We start from the raw sequence: 18,629 nt of genomic DNA, 5'->3' as shown, positions 1-18,629 counted from the left end.
GCCAGCGGGTTCCGCGCCCCGCCAGCCTATCGACTTGCCAGGTGCGCGTGGATCGTGGCGGCAAGCTTGGGGCCGACCCCGGGAAGCTCTTGAATCTCCTCGGGAGTCGCGTTCCTGAGCGCGGTCACCGATCCGAAGTGGCGAAGCAGCGCCCGGATGCGGGCCTCACCGAGACCCGGAATCTCGGCGAGCACGGTCTGGATGTCCCGTTTGCGCTTGCCGCGCTGCTTGGTGATGGCAAATCGATGGGCTTCGTCACGCAGTCGCTGCAACAGATAGAGCGCCTCGCTGGTGCGCGGCAGGATCACCGGGTAGTCCTCGCCGGGCAGCCACACCTCTTCCAGACGTTTGGCGATGCCGCACAGCGCGATGTCGGAGTGCCCGGCGTCTGCCAGCGCCCGTGCTGCCGCGTTGACCTGCGGCCTGCCGCCATCGACCACGAGCAGCTGCGGGCGGTAGGCAAAGCGCGGGCGGCTGCGCTCCGTCACGACGGTGCCCTCGGCGGTCGGGTCAGAGCTGACGGCGATCTCATCGGCGTCAGTCTCGCTGGCGCCGCCAGCAACGGTCGCGGCGTCAACGGCCATCGGCGCTGCCCCATCGCGCTCATTGTCGATATATGCGAGTCGGCGCATGAGCACCTGATAGAGCGAATCGGTGTCGTCGGTGGTCTCGGCGACACCGAACGTGCGGTACTGGTCCTTGCGCGGCAACCCGTCTTCGAACACGACCATCGACGCGACGACGTTGGTACCGCTCAGGTGCGAGACGTCGTAGCACTCGATACGGAGCGGCGCCTCATCGAGGTCCAGCGCTTCCTGCAGATCGGTGAGCGCCTGCGAGCGTGCCACGTAGTCGCTCGTGCGCCGGGTTTTGTGCAGCAGAAGCGCCTGTTGCGCGTTCAGCGCTGCGTTCTTCATGAGGTCGGCCTTCGCGCCACGCTGCGCGATCTGAATCGTGACGTTCGTGCCGCGCTTCTCGCGAAGCCACGCCTCCAGTTCCGCGGCATCGTCAGGGAGCGCTGGAACAAGCACCTGCTTAGGGATGTCGGCGCTGCCCGAGGGACCGTAGGTCCGCTGCAGAATCTGGTCGACGAGCTCTCCCCCGCTGATGTCCAGTTCCTTCTCGATCGTGGTAGCCCGCACACCGCGGACGCGCCCGCCGCGGATGACGAAGTGCTGCACGGCGGCGGCGAGTTCGTCCTCCGCGATGCCGAACAGGTCGGCATCCGTGTCATCGGGTAGCACGAGAGCGCTCTTGTTGAGCACCGCTTCGATCGCTTGGAGTCTGTCACGATAAACCGCGGCTGACTCGTAATCCATCGCAGCTGAGGCTTCCTTCATCCGCGCCGTCAGCTGCCGGGTGAAGCGCTGATCGCCACCGGACATGAACGCCACGAAGTCGTCGACGATCGCCCGGTGCTCCTCGATCGTCACGCGGCCAGAGCACGGCCCGCCACAGCGGCCGATCTGGCCGGGGAAGCAGGGGCGACCAGTGGCCATGGCGCGCTTGTAGGACGAGTCACTGCAGGTGCGGATCGGGAACACCTTGATCATGAGATCGATGACCTCGTGCACCGCCCACACCTTGGGGTACGGGCCGAAGTACTTCGCGCCGCGGATCTTGTGGTTTCGCGTCACCATGACTCTCGGCGCTTCGTCAGCGAGGGTGATCGCCATGTACGGATAGGACTTGTCGTCCTTGTAGCGCACGTTGAAGGGCGGCGAGAACTCCTGGATCCACATGTATTCCAGTTGCAGTGCCTCGACGTCGCTGCTGACCACCGTCCACTCGACGCCGGTGGCGGTGGTCACCATCCGTCTCGTGCGCTCATGGAGAGTGTGCAGCGGCGCGAAGTAGTTCGACAGGCGCGCGCGAAGGTTCTTCGCCTTGCCCACGTAGAGGATGCGCCCGGTATCGTCCCGGAACCGGTACACGCCGGGGTTCGTCGGGATCTCCCCCGGCGCCGGCCGGTACGAGAGCTGGGGATGGGTGGCGCGCGCCACGCTCAACCTGCCTTGCGAGCCGCCGGCGCGTCGTGGGCGTCGAATAGCTCGGCCAGGAACTGTCCGGTGTAGCTCTCGGGCACCCCCGCGACCTGCTCGGGTGTTCCGGTGGCGATGATCTCGCCGCCGCCGGAGCCGCCTTCGGGGCCGAGATCGATGATCCAGTCAGCCGACTTGATGACATCGAGGTTGTGCTCGATCACGATCACTGTGTTGCCCTTGTCGACCAGGCCGTTCAAGACCTCGAGAAGGCGGCGCACGTCTTCGAAGTGCAAGCCCGTAGTGGGCTCGTCGAGCACGTAGATGCTGCGTCCGTTGCTTCGCCGCTGCAGTTCCGTCGCGAGCTTCACGCGCTGCGCCTCACCGCCCGACAGAGTGGTTGCCGACTGGCCGAGCCGCACGTAGCCGAGGCCCACGTCGACCAGGGTCTTCATATACCGATGGATCGCCTGGATCGGCTCGAAGAAATCGGCTGCCTCGGCGATCGGCATCTCGAGAACCTCGGCGATGTTCTTGCCCTTGTAGTGGACCGCGAGCGTGTCCCGGTTGTAGCGCTTGCCGTGGCAGACCTCGCAGTCCACGTAGACATCGGGCAGGAAGTTCATCTCGATCTTGATCGTGCCATCGCCCGCGCACGCCTCGCAGCGTCCGCCCTTCACGTTGAAACTGAAGCGGCCGGGTTGGTAACCGCGCGCCTTGGCTTCGGGGGTCTCGCTGAAGAGGGTGCGGATGCGATCGAACACGCCGGTGTAGGTGGCCGGGTTCGAGCGGGGTGTGCGCCCGATCGGAGCCTGGTCGACGTGCACGACCTTGTCGAGGTTGTCAAGACCCGTGACGCGCGTGTGCTTGCCGGGAACCGTTCGTGCTCCGTTGAGCCGTGCCGCGAGCACCTGGTAGAGGATGTCGTTGACCAGTGACGACTTGCCGGAACCGCTCACGCCGGTTACTGCCGTGAGGACGCCCAGCGGGAACTGCGCGCTGACCTGTTTGAGGTTGTTCTCACGCGCACCGACGACTTCGAGCATCCGCTTCTTGTCGATCTTGCGGCGCTTGCGCGGCGTCGGGATGCTGCGGCGGCCGGCAAGGTAGTCACCCGTGATCGAGTCGGAGTCGGCGAGGAGTTCAGCCAGGGGTCCGGAGTGCACAACGTGCCCGCCGTCGACGCCGGCGCGAGGCCCGATGTCGACGATCCAGTCGGCTGCGTGAATTGTCTCTTCGTCGTGTTCGACGACGATGAGGGTGTTGCCGAGGCCCTTGAGCTTCAGGAGCGTCTCGATGAGGCGGCGGTTGTCGCGCTGGTGCAGCCCGATCGACGGTTCGTCGAGCACGTACAGCACACCGGTCAGCCCCGACCCGATCTGGGTAGCGAGGCGGATGCGTTGAGCTTCGCCGCCCGAGAGCGAACCGGCCGAGCGGCTGAGGTTCAGATAGTTCAGCCCGACCTGGATGAGGAATTCGAGGCGCGCGCGGATCTCGCGGAGCACCGCGGCGGCGATCATGGCCTCGCGCTCGGTGAGCTCGAGGGTCGCGAAGTACTCCTGTGCCTCCGCGAGGCTCAGGCGCGAGGCATCCGCGATAGAGCGCCCGTGCACGAGTACCGCGAGGACCTCGGGCTTGAGGCGGTCGCCGTTACAGGCGGGGCAGGGAACCTCGCGCAGGTACTCCGACCAGCGCTGGCGCTGCGTGTCGGACTCGGCCTGCACGTACTGGCGTTCGATGTAGGGCACGACACCCTCGAATCCCGACGTGTACCGCATCTCGCGGCCGTAGCGGTTCTTCCACTTGACGTTGACCTTGAAGTTCTCGCCGTGCAGGACAGCGTTCTGAACCTCCGCCGTGAGCTCCCGCCAGGGGGTGTCCAACGAAAAGCCCAGGTCATCGGAGAGGCCTTCGAGCAGGCGCTCGTAGTACTGGAACAGCCCCTTGCCCTGCGTCGTCCACGGGATGAGGACTCCCTCGCGGATCGAGAGTTCGGGGTCGCCCAGCATGAGCTCGACATCCACCGACATCCGGGTGCCGAGACCGGAGCACGTGGGGCAGGCGCCGAACGGGGCGTTGAACGAGAAGGTCCGCGGCTCGATCTCGGTCAGCTGCAGCGGGTGACCGTTCGGGCACGAGAGCTTCTCGCTGAACGACTGCCACGCGTCATCGCCCTCTTCGTCGACGAAATTGACCTGCATGATGCCGCCCGCGAGCCCGAGCGCCGTCTCGACGGAGTCGGTGACACGGCTCAGGATGTCGGGGCCTGCCACGAGACGGTCGACGACGACCGCGATGTCGTGCTTGTAGCTCTTCTTGAGGGTGGGTGGCTCGGCGAGCTGGATGAGGTCGCCGTCGACGACAGCTCGGGCGTAGCCCTTCGCGGAGAGCTCTTTGAAGAGGTCGACGAACTCGCCCTTCTTCTGGCTCACCACGGGCGCGACGATCTGGTACCGCGTACGCTCGGGCAGCTCCATGAGCTGGTCGGCGATCTGCTGCACGGTCTGACGCTGGATCTGCGCACCGCACTCCGGGCAGTGGGGCACCCCGATCCGGGCCCACAGCAAACGCATGTAGTCGTGGATCTCGGTGATCGTGCCGACAGTGGAGCGCGGGTTGCGGTTCGTTGACTTCTGATCGATCGAGACCGCCGGGCTCAGCCCCTCGATGAAATCGACGTCGGGCCGGTCGACCTGACCCAGGAACTGGCGCGCGTAGGAGCTCAGCGATTCGATGTAGCGACGCTGCCCTTCGGCGAAGATCGTGTCGAACGCGAGGCTCGATTTTCCGGACCCCGACAACCCGGTGAACACGACGAGTGAGTCGCGCGGGATGTCGAGATCGACGTCCTTGAGGTTGTGGACGCGGGCGCCGCGAACACTCAGTGTTCCAGTGCTGTGGGCATGCGAAGAGACGGGGACGATGGGCACCCGTCAAGTGTAGGTGTGGCCTCGGACATCGGCTCCGGAGCGCACGTTCGACGATCTGGAGCAGCCAGTTCAGTCGCGTCTTTGTGTCGCCTCCATGCCGTGTGACCCGCATCACGACGCGACCGAACGTGGGTGCCCGAATTCGGTCGCGCCTTCTTGCGGGTCGGTCGCCTTAGCACCCGCAAAACGGCGCCACCGAACCTAGATGGGAGCTGGAGTTGGAACTCAGGGGCAGTACATGAGGGGCTTGTCGGCCGAGCGGTCGAACGTGTGCTGATTCATCGGCTGGTGGCAGAGAGGGCACGCGCGCTCTGCCCGCTGCTCAGCCGTCGGCCCCGGTTCGATGGGGCTGACGGCGGGCGGGCCCGCGACGCGGATGAGGTTGGTGTTGAACCAGGTGTACCAACCGCCCGCTTCGCGCACGCGCTCACGGAGCGGTCGCTTCGGCGCCTCATTCGTTCGTGTCATGATGTTTAGTGTACTAATAGATTGCTAGACTGGCCACATGGCCGACGAAGATGACCTGCTCAAGCTCGACAATCAGGTGTGCTTCGCTCTCGTGACCGCTGCCCGCAACGTGGTGTCGATCTACCGCCCGATCCTCGAACCGCTCGGCCTCACACATCCGCAGTACCTCGTCATGCTCGCCCTGTGGGAGGACTCACCGCGCTCGCTCGGCGACCTCGCCGACGAGCTCGCAATGGAACCGGCCACCCTTTCCCCCCTGGTCAAGCGCCTCGAGACGCAAGGGCGCGTCACGCGCACACGTCGGACCGATGACGAGCGGGTGCTCGACATCGGTCTGACGCCGGCCGGCCGGGTACTCCGCGAGGAGGCGCTCGAGGTACCCCGACGAGTGATGGCCGTGACCGGCCTCGGCGCGGCCGAACTCAAGGAGCTGCGCGACGGACTTCAGCCGTTCGCAGGCCGGATGCCGAACCTGGCCGGCTGAGGCATCCGTCGGACGGCTTGGCGTGCCGTGCCCCCATACGCGGTCGCAACGGCGCACGAAGAGGATGACCTATGGGTCGACGAACCTCATCACGATCCGATCGTGACGCGACCGGCAGCATCTAGTGGCCAGGCGGGGTTGTGCGCGACCTCCCACGGGTGGCCGTCGGGATCGATGAACACTCCAGAGTAGCCACCCCAGGGCGTCGGCGCACCGGCACGTGCGACGCGCGCGCCGGCCGCCGCGGCATCCGTGAGAGTCGCATCGACCTCCTCGGGTGATCGCACATTGTGAGCGAGGGTCACGCCGCCCCATCCACCGCCGTCGGTGACCGCAGAGTCTGCGGCGAGCTTCGCCCGGCTCCAGATGGCGAAGGCCATGCCGTCGAGCTGGAAGAACACAACCTCCCCGGGAACCGACCCGGGATGCGGCTCCCACCCGAGCCCGCGATAGAACGCGATCGCGCGCTCGAGGTCCGAAACCCCGAGGGTGATGAGGCTCAGTCGTTGCTCCACATCCGCTCCGTTTCAACCCGGTGAGCTCGCGGCCAGCTCGGCGGCGTCAGGCGTGACCTGCCCGCTCCATGGCTCGCAGTTCCTTCTTCAGGTCTTGCAGTTCATCACGCAGGCGTGCCGCGAGCTCGAACTTCAGTTCCCCGGCCGCGGCCAGCATCTGGTCGGAGAGGTCGCTGATCATCGCTTCGAGCTGCGTCGCACCCTCGGCGGCGATCCCCTCGCGACGCAGGTTCGGGGTGGGGCTCTTGCCCTTGCCGTTCTTGGATGCGGCGGCATCCTTGCGGTTCAGCATCGCCTTCGTGTCGGCGCCCTCGCGGATCAGTGCATCGGTGATGTCGGCGATCTTCTTGCGAAGCGGCTGCGGGTCGATGCCGTGCTCTTTGTTGTACGCGATCTGCCTCTCGCGCCGGCGGTCGGTCTCATCGATCGCTGCGCGCATCGAGTCGGTGACCGTGTCGGCGTACATGTGCACCTGGCCGGACACGTTTCGGGCGGCGCGACCGATCGTCTGGATGAGGGACGTGCCCGATCGCAGGAACCCCTCTTTGTCGGCATCCAGGATCGACACGAGTGAGACCTCGGGAAGGTCCAGTCCCTCGCGAAGCAGGTTGATGCCGACCAGCACGTCGTAGACGCCGGCGCGGAGCTCACTGAGCAGTTCGACGCGGCGGAGGGTGTCGACGTCCGAGTGCAGATACCGCACGCGCACGCCGTGCTCGCCGAGGAAGTCGGTGAGTTCCTCGGCCATCTTCTTGGTGAGGGTCGTCACGAGGACTCGCTCGTCGCGCTCGACGCGGACGCGGATCTCTTCGAGGAGGTCGTCGATCTGTCCCTTGGACGGCTTGACGACGATCTCGGGGTCGACGAGGCCGGTAGGACGGATGATCTGCTCGACGACCCCGTCAGCGATCCCCATCTCGTACCGCCCGGGAGTCGCAGACAGATAGACGGTCTGCCCGACGCGGTTCTTGAACTCATCGAAGCGCAACGGGCGGTTGTCGAGCGCTGACGGCAGCCGAAAGCCGTGGTCGACGAGGGTGCGCTTGCGGGAGGCATCCCCCTCGTACATTGCGCCTATCTGCGGCACGGTGACGTGCGACTCGTCGATCACGAGCAGGAAGTCGTCGGGGAAGAAGTCGAGCAGCGTGTGGGGCGGCTCCCCCGGCTGGCGACCGTCGAGGTGCCGCGAATAGTTCTCGATGCCCGAGCAGAAGCCCAGTTGTTGCAGCATCTCGAGATCGAAGGTGGTGCGCATCCGCAAGCGCTGGGCCTCGAGCAGCTTCTGCTGGGACTCGAGTTCTTTCAGACGCGATGCGAGCTCGTCTTCGATCGTGCCGATCGCACGCTGCACGGTCTCGGTTCCTGCCACGTAGTGCGAGGCCGGGAAGATCGGCACCGAATCCATCTTCTGGATGACATCGCCCGTGAGCGGATGCAGCAGGTAGAGCGCCTCGATCTCGTCGCCGAACAGCTCGATGCGGATGGCGTACTCCTCGTACACCGGGATGATCTCGATCGTGTCACCACGGACGCGGAAGTTGCCGCGGGAGAAGTCGACGTCGTTGCGGTTGTACTGCATCGCGATGAACTTGCGGATGAGGGCGTCGCGGTCATACCGCTCCCCCACCTGCAGCGCGACCATCGCCCGCAGGTACTCCTCGGGCGCACCGAGGCCATAGATGCACGACACCGTCGAGACCACGACGACGTCGCGGCGTGAGAGCAGCGAGTTGGTCGTCGAGTGACGAAGGCGCTCGACCTCGGCGTTGATCGACGAGTCCTTCTCGATGAACGTGTCGGTCTGCGGCACGTAGGCCTCGGGTTGGTAGTAGTCGTAGTACGACACGAAGTACTCGACCGCGTTGTTCGGCATGAGTTCGCGGAACTCGTTGGCCAGCTGCGCGGCGAGTGTCTTGTTGTGCGCCATTACAAGCGTCGGCCGCTGCACCTGCTCGATGAGCCAGGCGGTAGTCGCGGACTTGCCCGTTCCCGTCGCACCGAGCAGCACGACATCCGTCTCACCCGCGTTGATGCGCGCTGCGAGCTCGGCGATCGCCTGCGGCTGGTCACCCGAGGGCGCGTACTCGCTGACGACTTCGAAGGGCCTGACGGATCGCGTGGTCTGCACCTCTCCAGGGTAGGCGCGCCCTCGGACATCGGGACCGTGCCCACGTCCCGGATCCGAGTTCGGGACGAGGACGGTGCAGGCAGGAGGAAGGATGCCTACCCTGGAGGGGTGCTCGAGTTCTTCGTGGGATCCGGTCTTGCCGCAGCGGCAGGCCTGAACGCGTGGATGCCGCTCCTGGTGCTCGGGCTCGCCAACCGCTTCTTCGACGCGATCGAGCTCCCGGCCTCATGGGCGTGGCTATCCAGCGATCTCGCCCTCTGGATCATCGGCGCCCTGCTCGTTCTGGAGATCGTCGCCGACAAGGTCCCAGTGGTCGATTCCATCAACGACGCGGTGCAGACGGTCATCCGGCCCGCCTCCGGCGGGATCGCTTTCGGTGCCGGAGCGAGCGCCGAGACCGTGCGGGTGGATGATCCGAGCGCGTTCTTCGCGAATCAGAACTGGGTGGCGATCGGCATCGGCGTCGCGATAGCGCTCGCCATCCACGTGGTGAAGGCATCCGTTCGGCCCGTCGCGAACGCGGCGACGGCGGGCGTCGCGGCCCCGATCGTGAGCACCGCCGAGGACGTGTCGAGCCTCGCACTCTCGGTCTTCGCGATCGTGCTGCCGATCGTCGGGTTCCTCTTGCTGATCGGCGTGATCGTGACGGCGATCGTGTGGATCCCGCGCTGGCGACGTCAGCGCGACCGACGGGCGGCGATCCGCAACGGCAACGCCTCCCAGAGCACGTCGACCTGATCGCGGGTCTGCGCGAGGGTCCCCGCGGTGTCGATCACGACGTCGGCGATCGCGAGCCGCGCCTCGTCGGGCACCTGTGAGGCGATCCGGGATGCAGCATCCTGCCGGCTCATGCCGCGCAGGTCGACGAGGCGTTGTTCGCGCACCTCGGCGGGAGCATGGGCGACGACGACGAGCTCCCACGGATCGTCGACCCGCGCCTCCACCAGCAGCGGCACGTCGTACACGACGACGGCGTCGGGGTCCGCCGCGAAGGCCTCCCCGAAGCGGCGGGCAGACTCGTCCCGCACCGCCGGGTGGACTATCGCATTGAGTGCGGCAAGTCGATCGGGGTCGCCGAACACGAGGGCACCCAGCGCCGGACGGTTCAGCGATCCGTCATCAGAGAGGATGCCGTCACCGAACTCGTCGGCGATGCTGTAGAGCACCGGCGACCCGGGTCTCTGCACGTCCCGCACGATCTGATCGGCGTCGACGATCACGGCGCCGAGCTCGGCAAGACGGGCCGCGACCGTGGATTTGCCTGCGGCGATCCCTCCGGTCAGGGCGATCAGCGGCACGATCAGCTCCCCGCCGGCGCCACTGTCGGCGTGTCGGGAGTGGTGGATCCGGGAACCACAGGGGTGGTGGATCCGGGAGAGACAAGGGCGATCGCGCCGGTCGGGTTCGCCTGCGAGGGTTCGGCGATCAGCACCGAAATGTCTCCCGACTTGGCTGAACGGGTGGATGCCGCATCGGCCGCGTCGATGAGGGTGCAGGCGTCGTAGCCGAAGTCGTGAGTGACCGCGACGCCGATTCCGACGACGGGCACGACGGAGTCCGGAACGGTCCGGAGGGCCTCGAACACGGCGGAGGCGAGTCGGGATGCCTGACGGCGCGCTTCATTCGCGTCCCAGGCCGTGTCGCACACCCACAGCAGCGTGGCCCCGTCGTCGCCGATGACCGCGAGGGGTTCGACGGTTCGTCGTACCGCGTCGCGTGCGGCGACGGCGACATTGCGTCCGACCTCGTTGCCGAAGGCTTTCGCGATGAAGGGAAGGTCGTCGATGCGCATCGCGATGACACCGACGCCGATGCCCTTCTCGGAGGCGCGTTCGAGCACGTCGGTGATCGTCGCTCGGAACTGCGGCTCGGTGAGGATGCGGTCCGCTCCATCGGCTCCGACGAGGTTCGTGTACCCGCGGGTGCCGGCGCGTCCGGCTCGCAGGATGGAGGTGACGATCGCGGCGGTGATCACGAGCGCGATCGTCACGAAGCTGGACGGGATGGTCGAGAACCACGCCTGGAAGACCGGGTCGTCGGGGCCGAGCATGAGGAAGGCGATGGCCCTCACCGCCGTGTAGACGGCCTCGACAGCCAGCACGACCCCGAGCGCGATCGTCGTACGGGTCTGGGCCAAGCGGGCACGACCTGTTTCCCATACCGCGAGTGACGCGAGCACGGTGAGCGCCGCGTACATCCAGACGACGCCGGCCCAGTCCCCGCCGTCCGGACCGGCCGCGGCGACCGCGACGAAGGCGATCGTCATGCCGACACCGACGGTCACGTACGCCCAGCCGATGCGGTGCCCGTTGTAGCTGCGGCAGCCGATCCAGATGAACCCGGTGGCGGCGACGAACGCGGCGTTACCCGCGGCGACCGCGATCCACCCGCCCCCGGCTGCCCAGACCGCGTAGGCGACGGTGGTCAGGATGCCGGCAAGAAACGCGATCGACCAGTGCCGCCCCGACACCTCGTCGCGGCGGATGAGCGTCTCCGACACGTAGATGACTCCGACGATCAGCACCACTGCCGCCGTCATGACGCTCACCGAGAAGAGGTCGAGGGTCATCCCGTTGCCTCCATGTCGGAGCGTCCCGCGGTCGTGACCGCACCCGACATGTCGAGTGCTTCTTCGGGGTCGATCGGTGGCAGCATGACATCGACCTTCGCGGGGAGACGGACCAGGAACGCCGACCCGACGCCCTGCTCGCTGCCCACGATGATCTCGCCGCCGTGCGCACGAACGATGTCGCGGCAGATCGCGAGGCCCAGGCCTGTGCCGCCGACGTCGGTTCGGGCCCGGAAGAAGCGCCGGAACAGACGATTCTGGTCATCCGGCGACAGTCCGATGCCGTCATCGCGGACGAGGAGATAGGACGCCACGTCATCGCCGTAGACGGCCAGCTGCACGGAGCCGCCTTCACGCCCGTACTTGATGGCGTTGCTGATGAGGTTGTCGGCGACCTGCCGCATCCGCGCCGGGTCGACGTACGCGTCGGTGGGCTGCACGTCGTCGGTGAAGATCGTGATCCGCCGCTCCAGCGCGCTCGGCTCCCACGCGGCTGCCGCCGCGAGCACCAGATGCTGCAGGTCGACGTTCTGGGGGAGACCGTCACATCCACCGTCGACTTCGACGACGACGTCGCCGAGAGGATGTCGGAGATGATCTGGATCATCCGTTCCGCGTTCTGGGTCGCCACATCCAGGTCGCCGCGGACCTTCTCGGGGATGCCGTCGGTCTCGAGGGCGAGATCGAGGTAGCCGATGATGGCGGTCAGCGGGGAGCGGAGTTCGTGCGAGACCGAGGCCACGACGTTGTCGCGGGCGCGCAGGGCGGTGCGTTCGGCGGTGACGTCGCGGGAGATCACGACGACTCCGGCATCTGCTCCCCGGGCATCGCGTAGGCGCCGCGCCGTCACGCTCAGTGCCCGACGCGTGGTGTCGGGCGCCCCGAACCACACGATCTGGTTGTCGAAGACCTCGCCCCGCTCCGCGCGGGCCACGGGCATCCGTTCCGGATCGAGCGGCGTCTGTCCGTCGGAGTCATAGGGGGGCAGGCGGTTGTGGCCGTCGGCGCTGACGAGAGCGTGCTGCATGCGCGCGTGCGCTTCGTTGGTGATGCTGATGCTGCCGTCGAGCGAGATCCGGATCACACCGAAATCGACCGAGTCCAGCACCTGGGTCAGCAGTTGCTCTTGGTGCTGCGTGCGCTCCAGGCTCTGGCCCAGCACGAGCGCCTGCTTGTCCAGGAGCGAGCGTTGGGCGGCGAATCGGCGCACGCTGAGGTACGCGCCGGTGGAGACTGCCAGAACCACGATCGGCATGAGCAGCAGCGCGAAGCTGAACGCCGACTCGTTACCCGAGACGATCACCCACCAGTACGCGACCCAGACGAAGAGGTTCGCTGCGACGTAGCCGGCCAAGCCCAGGGACGCCGAGAGCCACATGACGGGGAACAGCCACAGCAGCGCGAGTCCCGACTCGGGGAAGGCGACCCGCATCAGCATGATCGCGACGATGTCCAGTACCGGGATGACGCCGACTGCCCACGGGGAGAGCCTGTTCCAGGGAACGAGCATCGTCACGACCGCGAGGACGAACACCATCCCGACGCCGGTGAAGAACATCGTGAGGTCTCCGGGGATGCGGGCGATCACCGCGAAGGCCGTGACCGCCAACGCGACGACGGTGAGCATCAGTTGCTGCAGCACTGCCACGCGGGCCTGCGTCCCGTCGTGCTTCAGGGTCAGCTCCGCCGCGAGTGCACCCCACAGCGTGTTGCGTCGTCCAGAGCGGCTCTCGCCTCGGCGCACAGAGCTGGTGTCCACCTTCCCCATGAATGAACGTTATCGCGCGGGCGCGGGCACGAAGTCCTCCGCGCGCCGCTCGATCAGAAACCGAAGTCGCCGAAGTCCCCGAATCCACCGTCGGCGAAGCCCGCGTCCCCGCCTCCGGCGGCATCGCTCCACCCGGTATCGGCCCCGGTGTCGGCAGCGGTATCGGCGGGTGCGGCATCCGCGGCCCCCGCGTCGGCGGCGAACATGGGAGCCATGAACGCCGACACGAGCGCGGAGCCGATGACGTACCCCGCGACGGTGCCCAGCAGAGACGAGCCCACCATGGAGCCGAAAGTTGGGCCCTGGCGCTGGCCACCGAGAGTGCGCTCCATAGCGCCCGGGTTCATGTATTCCGCGCGGGTGGCGGCTCGGGCCATGTCGTTCGGGTCGGCTGACCGCGGCCGCTCGGATGCCGGGAGCGTCGCGGTCATGTCGGCCAGAACCTGCTGGCGCTGCGGCTCGGTGAGCTTCGCGAAAGCCTCGGCGTGGACCTGCTCGATCGTCTCGGGAGGTGCGGTGCGCAGCAGGTACCGGTAGCGCTCGATCGCGAGCTCGTCTTCGCTCTTGGGCGGCGTGGTGGACGGATAGCCGGCGGCGCGCGACGAGGCGGGCTGCTGGGCGTATGGCTGCCGGTGCTGGGGCTCGGTGCCGAAGAGTCGGTCAAGGAATCCCATGGTGTCCTCCGTGGTGTCGGGTTCGGGGACTCTTGACGTTATCGAGGGCAGCTTTGCGACCGCTGTGAGGTGGGGGGCGTCCTCACTCCGTGGGCGGAACCCCCGGTTCGCCGATCGAGAGCATGAGGCGGTTCGCCCAGTTGAAGAAGGCGCCCGACAGGATCGTGTCGAGCACTTCCAGGTCGTCGAGTCCGGCTGCCTCGAGGCCCGCGATCTCGTCGGCCCCGAACGTGGCGGGCGTGGCAGTGAGCGCGACCGTGGCGTCGACGATCGCGTCCCAGCGCGGGTCGATCCGCGTCGAGACACCCTCGTCGAGCAGACGCTGCACGTCTTCGCGCCTGCCGGAGTACTGCGTCGTAAACGCCGAGTGCACTGATGCGCAGTAGACGCAGCCGTTGACGCGGGATGCCGCGGTCGCGGCGAGCTCCCGTTCGGCACGTGGCAGCCCGGCATCCGTGTTCAAGAAGATGTCGAGGTCGGTCTTGGTGCGCTCGCGCAGGATGTCGGGGTCGCGCACGAGCAGCCGGAAGTACGGGTTCTTGACGCGCGAGCGCTGGACGAGCGCTTCGTAGTGGTGGTCGGTGACGTCGTCGATCGGCAGCGGCTCGACCCACGGCACCCAGTCGAGGGTGTCCTGCGTGAAACGAGTGGGTGCGACGAGATCGGCGGGGGCGGGGATGATGGCGCTCATCGGCCGGCTCCTTCCGTGACGGATGCGGCACGCGTCGCCTGCAGGGCAGTGAGCCCCGCGACGACCCGCAGCTGGAACGCGAGGAAGGCGACCAACTGAGACAGGGTGACGATGCCGGTGGCGCTCCACCCGGCATCCTCGAGGCGACGCAGGTCGTCGGGGGCGGCATCGCGCGGGTGCAGCGTCAGTAGATGTGCGTGTTCGAGGGCGGCGGCGAGTCGGTCGCCGAGCACGTAGCTGGCGGCGACGTCGCTGATCTCGAAGCGCGGGCCCGGGACGCTCTCGGGGGCGTTGTCGGCGGTGAAGTTCCCGTAGGGGCCGACGGGGGCAAGATCCTGGGCGGATGCGGCGAGCTTGAGGACGGTGGCGGCGATGCGCTCGTCGCCCTCCCCCTCGAGCAGCGCGCGGTAGTGGGCCACAGCGGACTCCTGCCGGTGCAATGACGCGACGAACGTCGCGATCGCGGCGCGCTCCGCGACGCTCGCGTGCGACACATCCGCGGGCGCGAAGAGCGCGTCGTAGCTCCCCTGCGCATGCGTGCGCGATTCGGGACGGCGGGCCCGCAGCTCGTCGAGGGGGGAACCCGGCGCGATGCCCGCGAGGGTGTCGATGACGTCGGTGGTCGACATGCGTGTCCTTTCGTGCGGTCAGGCGGTAGTTTGGCCGAGGTAGGCCTCACGTACCTGCGGGTTGGCGATCAGTTCGGATGCGGCACCCTCGAGGCGCACGGTGCCCCCGGCGAGCACGTAGCCGCGATGGGCGATCGAGAGGGCGAGCTCTGCGGCCTGCTCGACCATGAAGACGGCGACGCCGCGCTCGGTGTTGATGCGCTGGATCGTGTCGAGCACCTGGTCGACGATGATCGGCGCGAGCCCCATGGTGGGTTCGTCCATGCAGATCAGGCGCGGGCGCGACATGAGGGCGCGCGCGAACGCGAGCATCTGCTGCTCGCCGCCCGACATCGTGCCGGCCTCCTGCGTGCGCCGCTCTGCGAGGCGCGGGAACAGGTCGTACTGGTTGTCGAGGTCTTCGCGCAGGGCGCGCGCTCCGCCGCGGCGGGTGTGGGCTCCGACGAGAAGGTTCTCTTCGATCGTCATCTCGGGAAAGACGCGGCGTGCCTCAGGCACGCTCGCGATCCCGGCACGCACGACATCGGCTGTCGTGTCGCCCAGGATGCTGCGTCCGTCGAACCGGATCTCGCCGCTGCGGGGCTTCACGAGGCGCAGGATCGTCTTCATCGTCGTGGACTTGCCCGAGGCGTTGCCGCCGAGCAGCGACACGATCTCGCCCTCGTGGATGCGGTAGCTGACGTCCTGCAGTGCGTGGAACTCGCCGTAGTAGACGTTGACGCTCTGTACGTCCAGGAGGGGCGCCGTCGACGGCGCGTTCTCGGCGCTCATCGCGCGTCTCCTTCCGTGCGCGGGGCAGGTTCATCCCCGGTCTGCGCGGGTTCGACGGTGGTCGGGGCGGAGTCCTCGATCGCATCCTCGATGTGGTGCGTGCGGGCGACCACCGTGCCGCGGCGCGACCCGAGGTACGCGGCGATCACGGCGGGGTCGTTCTGCACCTGGTGCGGCGTTCCCTCCGCGATGATGCGGCCGCCGTCCATCACGATCACGCGGTCCGAGATCGTCATCACGAGCTCGAGCTTGTGCTCGACGACGACCATCGTCTGCCCCTGCGCCTTGAGCTCGAGCAGCTGGTGCATGACTTCCTTGGTCTCGGAGACGTTCATCCCGGCGGTCGGTTCGTCCAGCAGCAGCAGGCGAGGGTCGGATGCGAGGGCACGCGCGATCTCGGTGCGCCGACGGTTCGCGTACGACAGGGTCGCGGCGGGGTCGTTGCGGCGGGCGGTGAGCCGCGTCGCGAACCGTTCGAGCTGCGCCGTGACGCGGGCATCGAGGTCGGCAGCCTCGCGCCGCTGCGCAGGGGTGCCGACGATCGCGAGCACCGTCTCGACGATCAGCGCGATCCACCGCAGCACGGGGATGCGGCGCAGCCGCGGCAGCGGTGCGGATGCCCGCACGAGCGGAGTCTGACCGACGAGCACGTTCTCTTCGACGGTGGCGTTGCCGAAGACGCGGCCGTTCTGGAAGGTACGGCGCAGGCCGGCGCGGGCGATGACGTCGGGGGTGCGTCCCGCGATGTCGGTCTGGCCGAGCACAACGTCGCCGCGATCGGGGCGCAGCTCACCCGCGAGCAGGTTGATCGTGGTCGTCTTGCCGGAACCGTTGGGTCCGATGATGCTGACGACCTCCCCGGGCGCGACGTGGAACGAGATCCCGTCGACGGCGGCGAGGGCGCCGAACGACTTCGCGAGGTCGGTGACCCGCACGAGCGGTGTCGTGGCCGCGCTCATGAGCGGGTCTCCTCTCCCCCGTCGGTACCGGTTCGCTCGGCAGGGCCGGTTCGCTCGGCCGCGCCGGTTCGTGCGCGACCGGCGGGCGTGAGGGTTCCCACGAGCCCCGCGGATGCCGACTGCTCGGCGACCACCGGGGTGCCGGCATCCGCGCGACGAAAGAGCCGCGCGAACGGCAGCGGAAGCGTCCACATGCCCTGGGGGCGGAACCAGATCAGCAGCAACAACACGACGCCGTAGATGAGCAGCCGTGTCTCGCTCGCGACCCGGAACAGTTCGAGGCCGCCGACCAGAACGATCGAGCCGAGCACCGCTCCGAACGGGCGCAGCATGGAGCCCAGCACGGCGATGATGACGATCTGGAACGACAGGTTCGGGTTGAAGATCTTGGGCTCGACGAACCCGAATTGCGCCGCCCAGAACGCGCCGGCGACACCGGCGATGAACCCGCCGATCCCGAACGCGAGGGACTTGTACTGCGGGGTCGCGATTCCCGCGGATCGTGCGGCGACCTCGTCGTCGCGGATCGCGCGCCACGTCAGGCCCAGGTGCGATCGGCCGAGGCGGTGGACGAGCAGGATGAGCACGAGCAGGATGCCGAGGCCGAGCGCATAGAACTGGGTTGTCGAGGAGATCTGGATGCCGAAGATGTCGGGCAGGGGGATCTGCGCGATGCCGCTGCCGCCCCCGGTGATCGGGGTCGCGACCAGCAGCACGGCCGAAATGGCAGCGCCCGTGGCGAGGGTCGCGATGGCGGGATAGTGCCCCGACAACCGCCAGGAGGGGGCGTTGAGCACGGCGATGAGCACGGCGGAGACGAGTCCCGCCAGGGGGCGGCGACGAGGAACGGGAGCCCGGCATCCTTCGTCAGCATCGCCGCCGCATACGCTCCCAGGGCTACCGGTCCCGCCTGGCCGAGCGAGAGCTGCCCGGCAGCGCCGCCGATCACCGTCATCGACAGGGCGATCATCGCGAAGGCGAGGATCTGCACACCGATCTGCACGGCGTAGCCGTCGAAGACGCCCGGGATCGTCGGGATGAGCGCGAGTGCGATCAGCACCGCGACCTGCCAGCGCCGCATGACGACGGGACGAGCCTGGGCGAAGAAGGTCCCGGTGAGCGGTTCGCGGCGCACGGTCTTCTTGCCGAGGATGCCCTCGGGCCGGATCCAGAGGACGAGCAGCAACGCACCGAACGTGATGAGTTGGCGCGCCGAGTCGCCCCACAGGCCCACGCCGAAGGCTTCGGCGACACCGAGCACGAGGCCGCCGATGACGGCGCCCAGGAGCGACCCGAGTCCGCCGATCGCGGCTGCGGCGATACCGGCCAGGCCGATCTGGAAGCCCTGCGTCGGGGCGATCGTCGTGAAGTACGCGGCGACGAGCACTCCGGCGAGGCCGCCGAGGGCTGCCGAGACCATGAACGCGATCGACTGGACCCGCGCGACCGGCACTCCCATCTGCGCCGCCGCTTCACGGTCCTGCGAGGTCGCGCGGATCGCACGGCCGAGCTTGGAGTAGCGCAGGACGCCGGCGAGCACGAGCATGAGCGTCACGCTCGTGACCAGGATGACGACGTCGATGAGCCGCAGCGTGATGCCGCCGATCTGCCACGTGATGTCGGGAAGGCCCGAGTCGAAGCGGCGCACCTCGGGCCCGAAGACGATTTGGGTGAGGTTGTCGAGGATGATCATCACCGCGATCGTGGCGAGCACCGCCGCGATCGGCGCCTTGCCCGCGAAGGGGCGGACCGCGACGAGGTTGATGAGCCACCCGAGGGCCGCGGTGACGGCGATCGCCGCGAGGGCGCCGAGCCACAGCGGCATCCCGAGGTTCGACGTGACGACCCAGCCGACCATGGCTCCCACGGCGAACAGCGACCCGTGCGCGAAGTTCACGACGTTCGCGACGCCGATCACGAGCGAAAGGCCCAACGCCACCAGGGCGTAGGCGTTTCCGTTGATGAGGCCGGCGATGAGCAGGTCGAACACGGGGCTCCAGAGGTCGGGACGGGTCGGTGCGAGTCGGGGGACTGATGCCGAAATGCGGACGACCGGATGAC

At 67.7% G+C, this 18,629-nt stretch carries 16 protein-coding genes and 2 pseudogenes; 2 read left to right on the top strand and 16 right to left on the bottom strand.

Going from position 1 to position 18,629, the window contains the following annotated elements:
- Positions 1–26: 26 nt before the first annotated feature.
- From uvrC to MICSW_RS07030, 3 genes are all read right to left on the bottom strand, one after another.
- Positions 27–2,003, bottom strand: a complete 1,977-nt coding sequence (gene uvrC, locus MICSW_RS07040; protein WP_464498098.1) for an excinuclease ABC subunit UvrC — start codon at positions 2,001–2,003, stop codon at positions 27–29.
- Positions 2,004–2,005: 2 nt separating this feature from the next.
- Entirely contained in the window at positions 2,006–4,912 is a 2,907-nt protein-coding gene (gene uvrA / locus MICSW_RS07035) for an excinuclease ABC subunit UvrA (protein ID WP_292729965.1), read from the bottom strand.
- Positions 4,913–5,137: 225 nt separating this feature from the next.
- A complete protein-coding gene (locus MICSW_RS07030) occupies positions 5,138–5,380 on the bottom strand; it encodes a hypothetical protein (protein ID WP_464498095.1) in 243 nt (80 codons plus the stop codon).
- A gap of 37 nt (positions 5,381–5,417) precedes the next feature.
- Here MICSW_RS07030 and MICSW_RS07025 point away from each other — a divergent pair, with 37 nt between their 5' ends.
- Complete coding sequence (locus tag MICSW_RS07025) at positions 5,418–5,864, top strand: MarR family winged helix-turn-helix transcriptional regulator (protein WP_464498093.1); 447 nt, start codon at positions 5,418–5,420, stop codon at positions 5,862–5,864.
- A gap of 89 nt (positions 5,865–5,953) precedes the next feature.
- On the opposite strand, the gene MICSW_RS07020 is transcribed toward MICSW_RS07025, so the two are convergent.
- Together MICSW_RS07020 and uvrB are read right to left on the bottom strand one after the other, a co-directional pair.
- Positions 5,954–6,379, bottom strand: coding sequence for a VOC family protein (locus tag MICSW_RS07020; protein ID WP_464498090.1), 426 nt, complete (start codon positions 6,377–6,379; stop codon positions 5,954–5,956).
- Between the two features lie 46 nt (positions 6,380–6,425).
- Entirely contained in the window at positions 6,426–8,507 is a 2,082-nt protein-coding gene (gene uvrB, locus MICSW_RS07015) for an excinuclease ABC subunit UvrB (RefSeq protein ID WP_292729977.1), read from the bottom strand.
- A 108-nt stretch (positions 8,508–8,615) separates the two neighbouring features.
- Between uvrB and MICSW_RS07010 the strand changes: the two genes are divergently transcribed.
- Entirely contained in the window at positions 8,616–9,245 is a 630-nt protein-coding gene (locus MICSW_RS07010) for a DUF4126 domain-containing protein (protein ID WP_228179013.1), read from the top strand.
- Here MICSW_RS07010 and coaE read toward each other — a convergent pair.
- The 11 genes and pseudogenes from coaE to MICSW_RS06955 all read right to left on the bottom strand — a co-directional run.
- Positions 9,185–9,805 carry a dephospho-CoA kinase gene (gene coaE, locus MICSW_RS07005; RefSeq protein ID WP_228179012.1) on the bottom strand — a complete coding sequence of 207 codons (621 nt, stop codon included), beginning with the start codon at positions 9,803–9,805 and terminating at the stop codon, positions 9,185–9,187. The two genes, MICSW_RS07010 and coaE, sit on opposite strands and share 61 nt — an antisense overlap.
- A gap of 2 nt (positions 9,806–9,807) precedes the next feature.
- Positions 9,808–11,076: a nucleotidyl cyclase domain-containing protein gene (locus MICSW_RS07000; RefSeq protein ID WP_228179011.1), complete on the bottom strand. Its 1,269-nt coding sequence runs from the start codon at positions 11,074–11,076 to the stop codon at positions 9,808–9,810.
- Complete coding sequence (locus tag MICSW_RS06995) at positions 11,073–11,480, bottom strand: sensor histidine kinase (RefSeq protein WP_464498269.1); 408 nt, start codon at positions 11,478–11,480, stop codon at positions 11,073–11,075. The genes MICSW_RS07000 and MICSW_RS06995 overlap by 4 nt, the downstream gene beginning before the upstream one ends.
- 233 nt (positions 11,481–11,713) lie before the next feature.
- Positions 11,714–12,016 (bottom strand): annotated as a pseudogene (locus MICSW_RS06990) (histidine kinase dimerization/phospho-acceptor domain-containing protein); the annotation flags it as partial.
- Positions 12,017–12,897: 881 nt separating this feature from the next.
- On the bottom strand, positions 12,898–13,518 hold the full coding sequence (locus tag MICSW_RS06985) for a hypothetical protein (RefSeq protein WP_292729330.1): 621 nt from the start codon (positions 13,516–13,518) through the stop codon (positions 12,898–12,900).
- Between the two features lie 82 nt (positions 13,519–13,600).
- Positions 13,601–14,209, bottom strand: coding sequence for an alkylhydroperoxidase domain protein (locus tag MICSW_RS06980; protein ID WP_341579150.1), 609 nt, complete (start codon positions 14,207–14,209; stop codon positions 13,601–13,603).
- Positions 14,206–14,838: a CMD domain protein gene (locus tag MICSW_RS06975; protein WP_464498081.1), complete on the bottom strand. Its 633-nt coding sequence runs from the start codon at positions 14,836–14,838 to the stop codon at positions 14,206–14,208. The genes MICSW_RS06980 and MICSW_RS06975 overlap by 4 nt, the downstream gene beginning before the upstream one ends.
- An 18-nt stretch (positions 14,839–14,856) precedes the next feature.
- Positions 14,857–15,609 (bottom strand): ABC transporter ATP-binding protein, encoded by a 753-nt coding sequence (locus tag MICSW_RS06970; protein ID WP_464498079.1) that lies wholly within the window; start codon positions 15,607–15,609, stop codon positions 14,857–14,859.
- Positions 15,606–16,568: an ABC transporter ATP-binding protein gene (locus tag MICSW_RS06965; protein WP_464498077.1), complete on the bottom strand. Its 963-nt coding sequence runs from the start codon at positions 16,566–16,568 to the stop codon at positions 15,606–15,608. The genes MICSW_RS06970 and MICSW_RS06965 overlap by 4 nt, the downstream gene beginning before the upstream one ends.
- Positions 16,565–17,365: a branched-chain amino acid ABC transporter permease gene (locus tag MICSW_RS06960; RefSeq protein WP_464498075.1), complete on the bottom strand. Its 801-nt coding sequence runs from the start codon at positions 17,363–17,365 to the stop codon at positions 16,565–16,567. The genes MICSW_RS06965 and MICSW_RS06960 overlap by 4 nt, the downstream gene beginning before the upstream one ends.
- A gap of 389 nt (positions 17,366–17,754) precedes the next feature.
- Positions 17,755–18,558, bottom strand: a pseudogene (locus MICSW_RS06955) (branched-chain amino acid ABC transporter permease); the annotation flags it as partial.
- Positions 18,559–18,629: the final 71 nt, after the last annotated feature.

It is taken from the genome of Microbacterium sp. SW12, assembly GCF_055391095.1.
This window is presented reverse-complemented; position numbering and strand designations above follow the sequence as displayed.

Excerpts from the sequence above, each read along its gene's own strand:
- MICSW_RS07030 (WP_464498095.1), bottom strand. The coding sequence starts at position 5,380 with ATGACACGAACGAATGAGGCGCCGAAGCGACCGCTCCGTGAGCGCGTG.
- MICSW_RS07025 (WP_464498093.1), top strand. The coding sequence starts at position 5,418 with ATGGCCGACGAAGATGACCTGCTCAAGCTCGACAATCAGGTGTGCTTC.
- MICSW_RS07000 (WP_228179011.1), bottom strand. The coding sequence starts at position 11,076 with ATGACCCTCGACCTCTTCTCGGTGAGCGTCATGACGGCGGCAGTGGTG.
- MICSW_RS06995 (WP_464498269.1), bottom strand. The coding sequence starts at position 11,480 with ATGCGGCAGGTCGCCGACAACCTCATCAGCAACGCCATCAAGTACGGG.
- MICSW_RS06985 (WP_292729330.1), bottom strand. The coding sequence starts at position 13,518 with ATGGGATTCCTTGACCGACTCTTCGGCACCGAGCCCCAGCACCGGCAG.
- MICSW_RS06980 (WP_341579150.1), bottom strand. The coding sequence starts at position 14,209 with ATGAGCGCCATCATCCCCGCCCCCGCCGATCTCGTCGCACCCACTCGT.
- MICSW_RS06975 (WP_464498081.1), bottom strand. The coding sequence starts at position 14,838 with ATGTCGACCACCGACGTCATCGACACCCTCGCGGGCATCGCGCCGGGT.
- MICSW_RS06970 (WP_464498079.1), bottom strand. The coding sequence starts at position 15,609 with ATGAGCGCCGAGAACGCGCCGTCGACGGCGCCCCTCCTGGACGTACAG.
- MICSW_RS06965 (WP_464498077.1), bottom strand. The coding sequence starts at position 16,568 with ATGAGCGCGGCCACGACACCGCTCGTGCGGGTCACCGACCTCGCGAAG.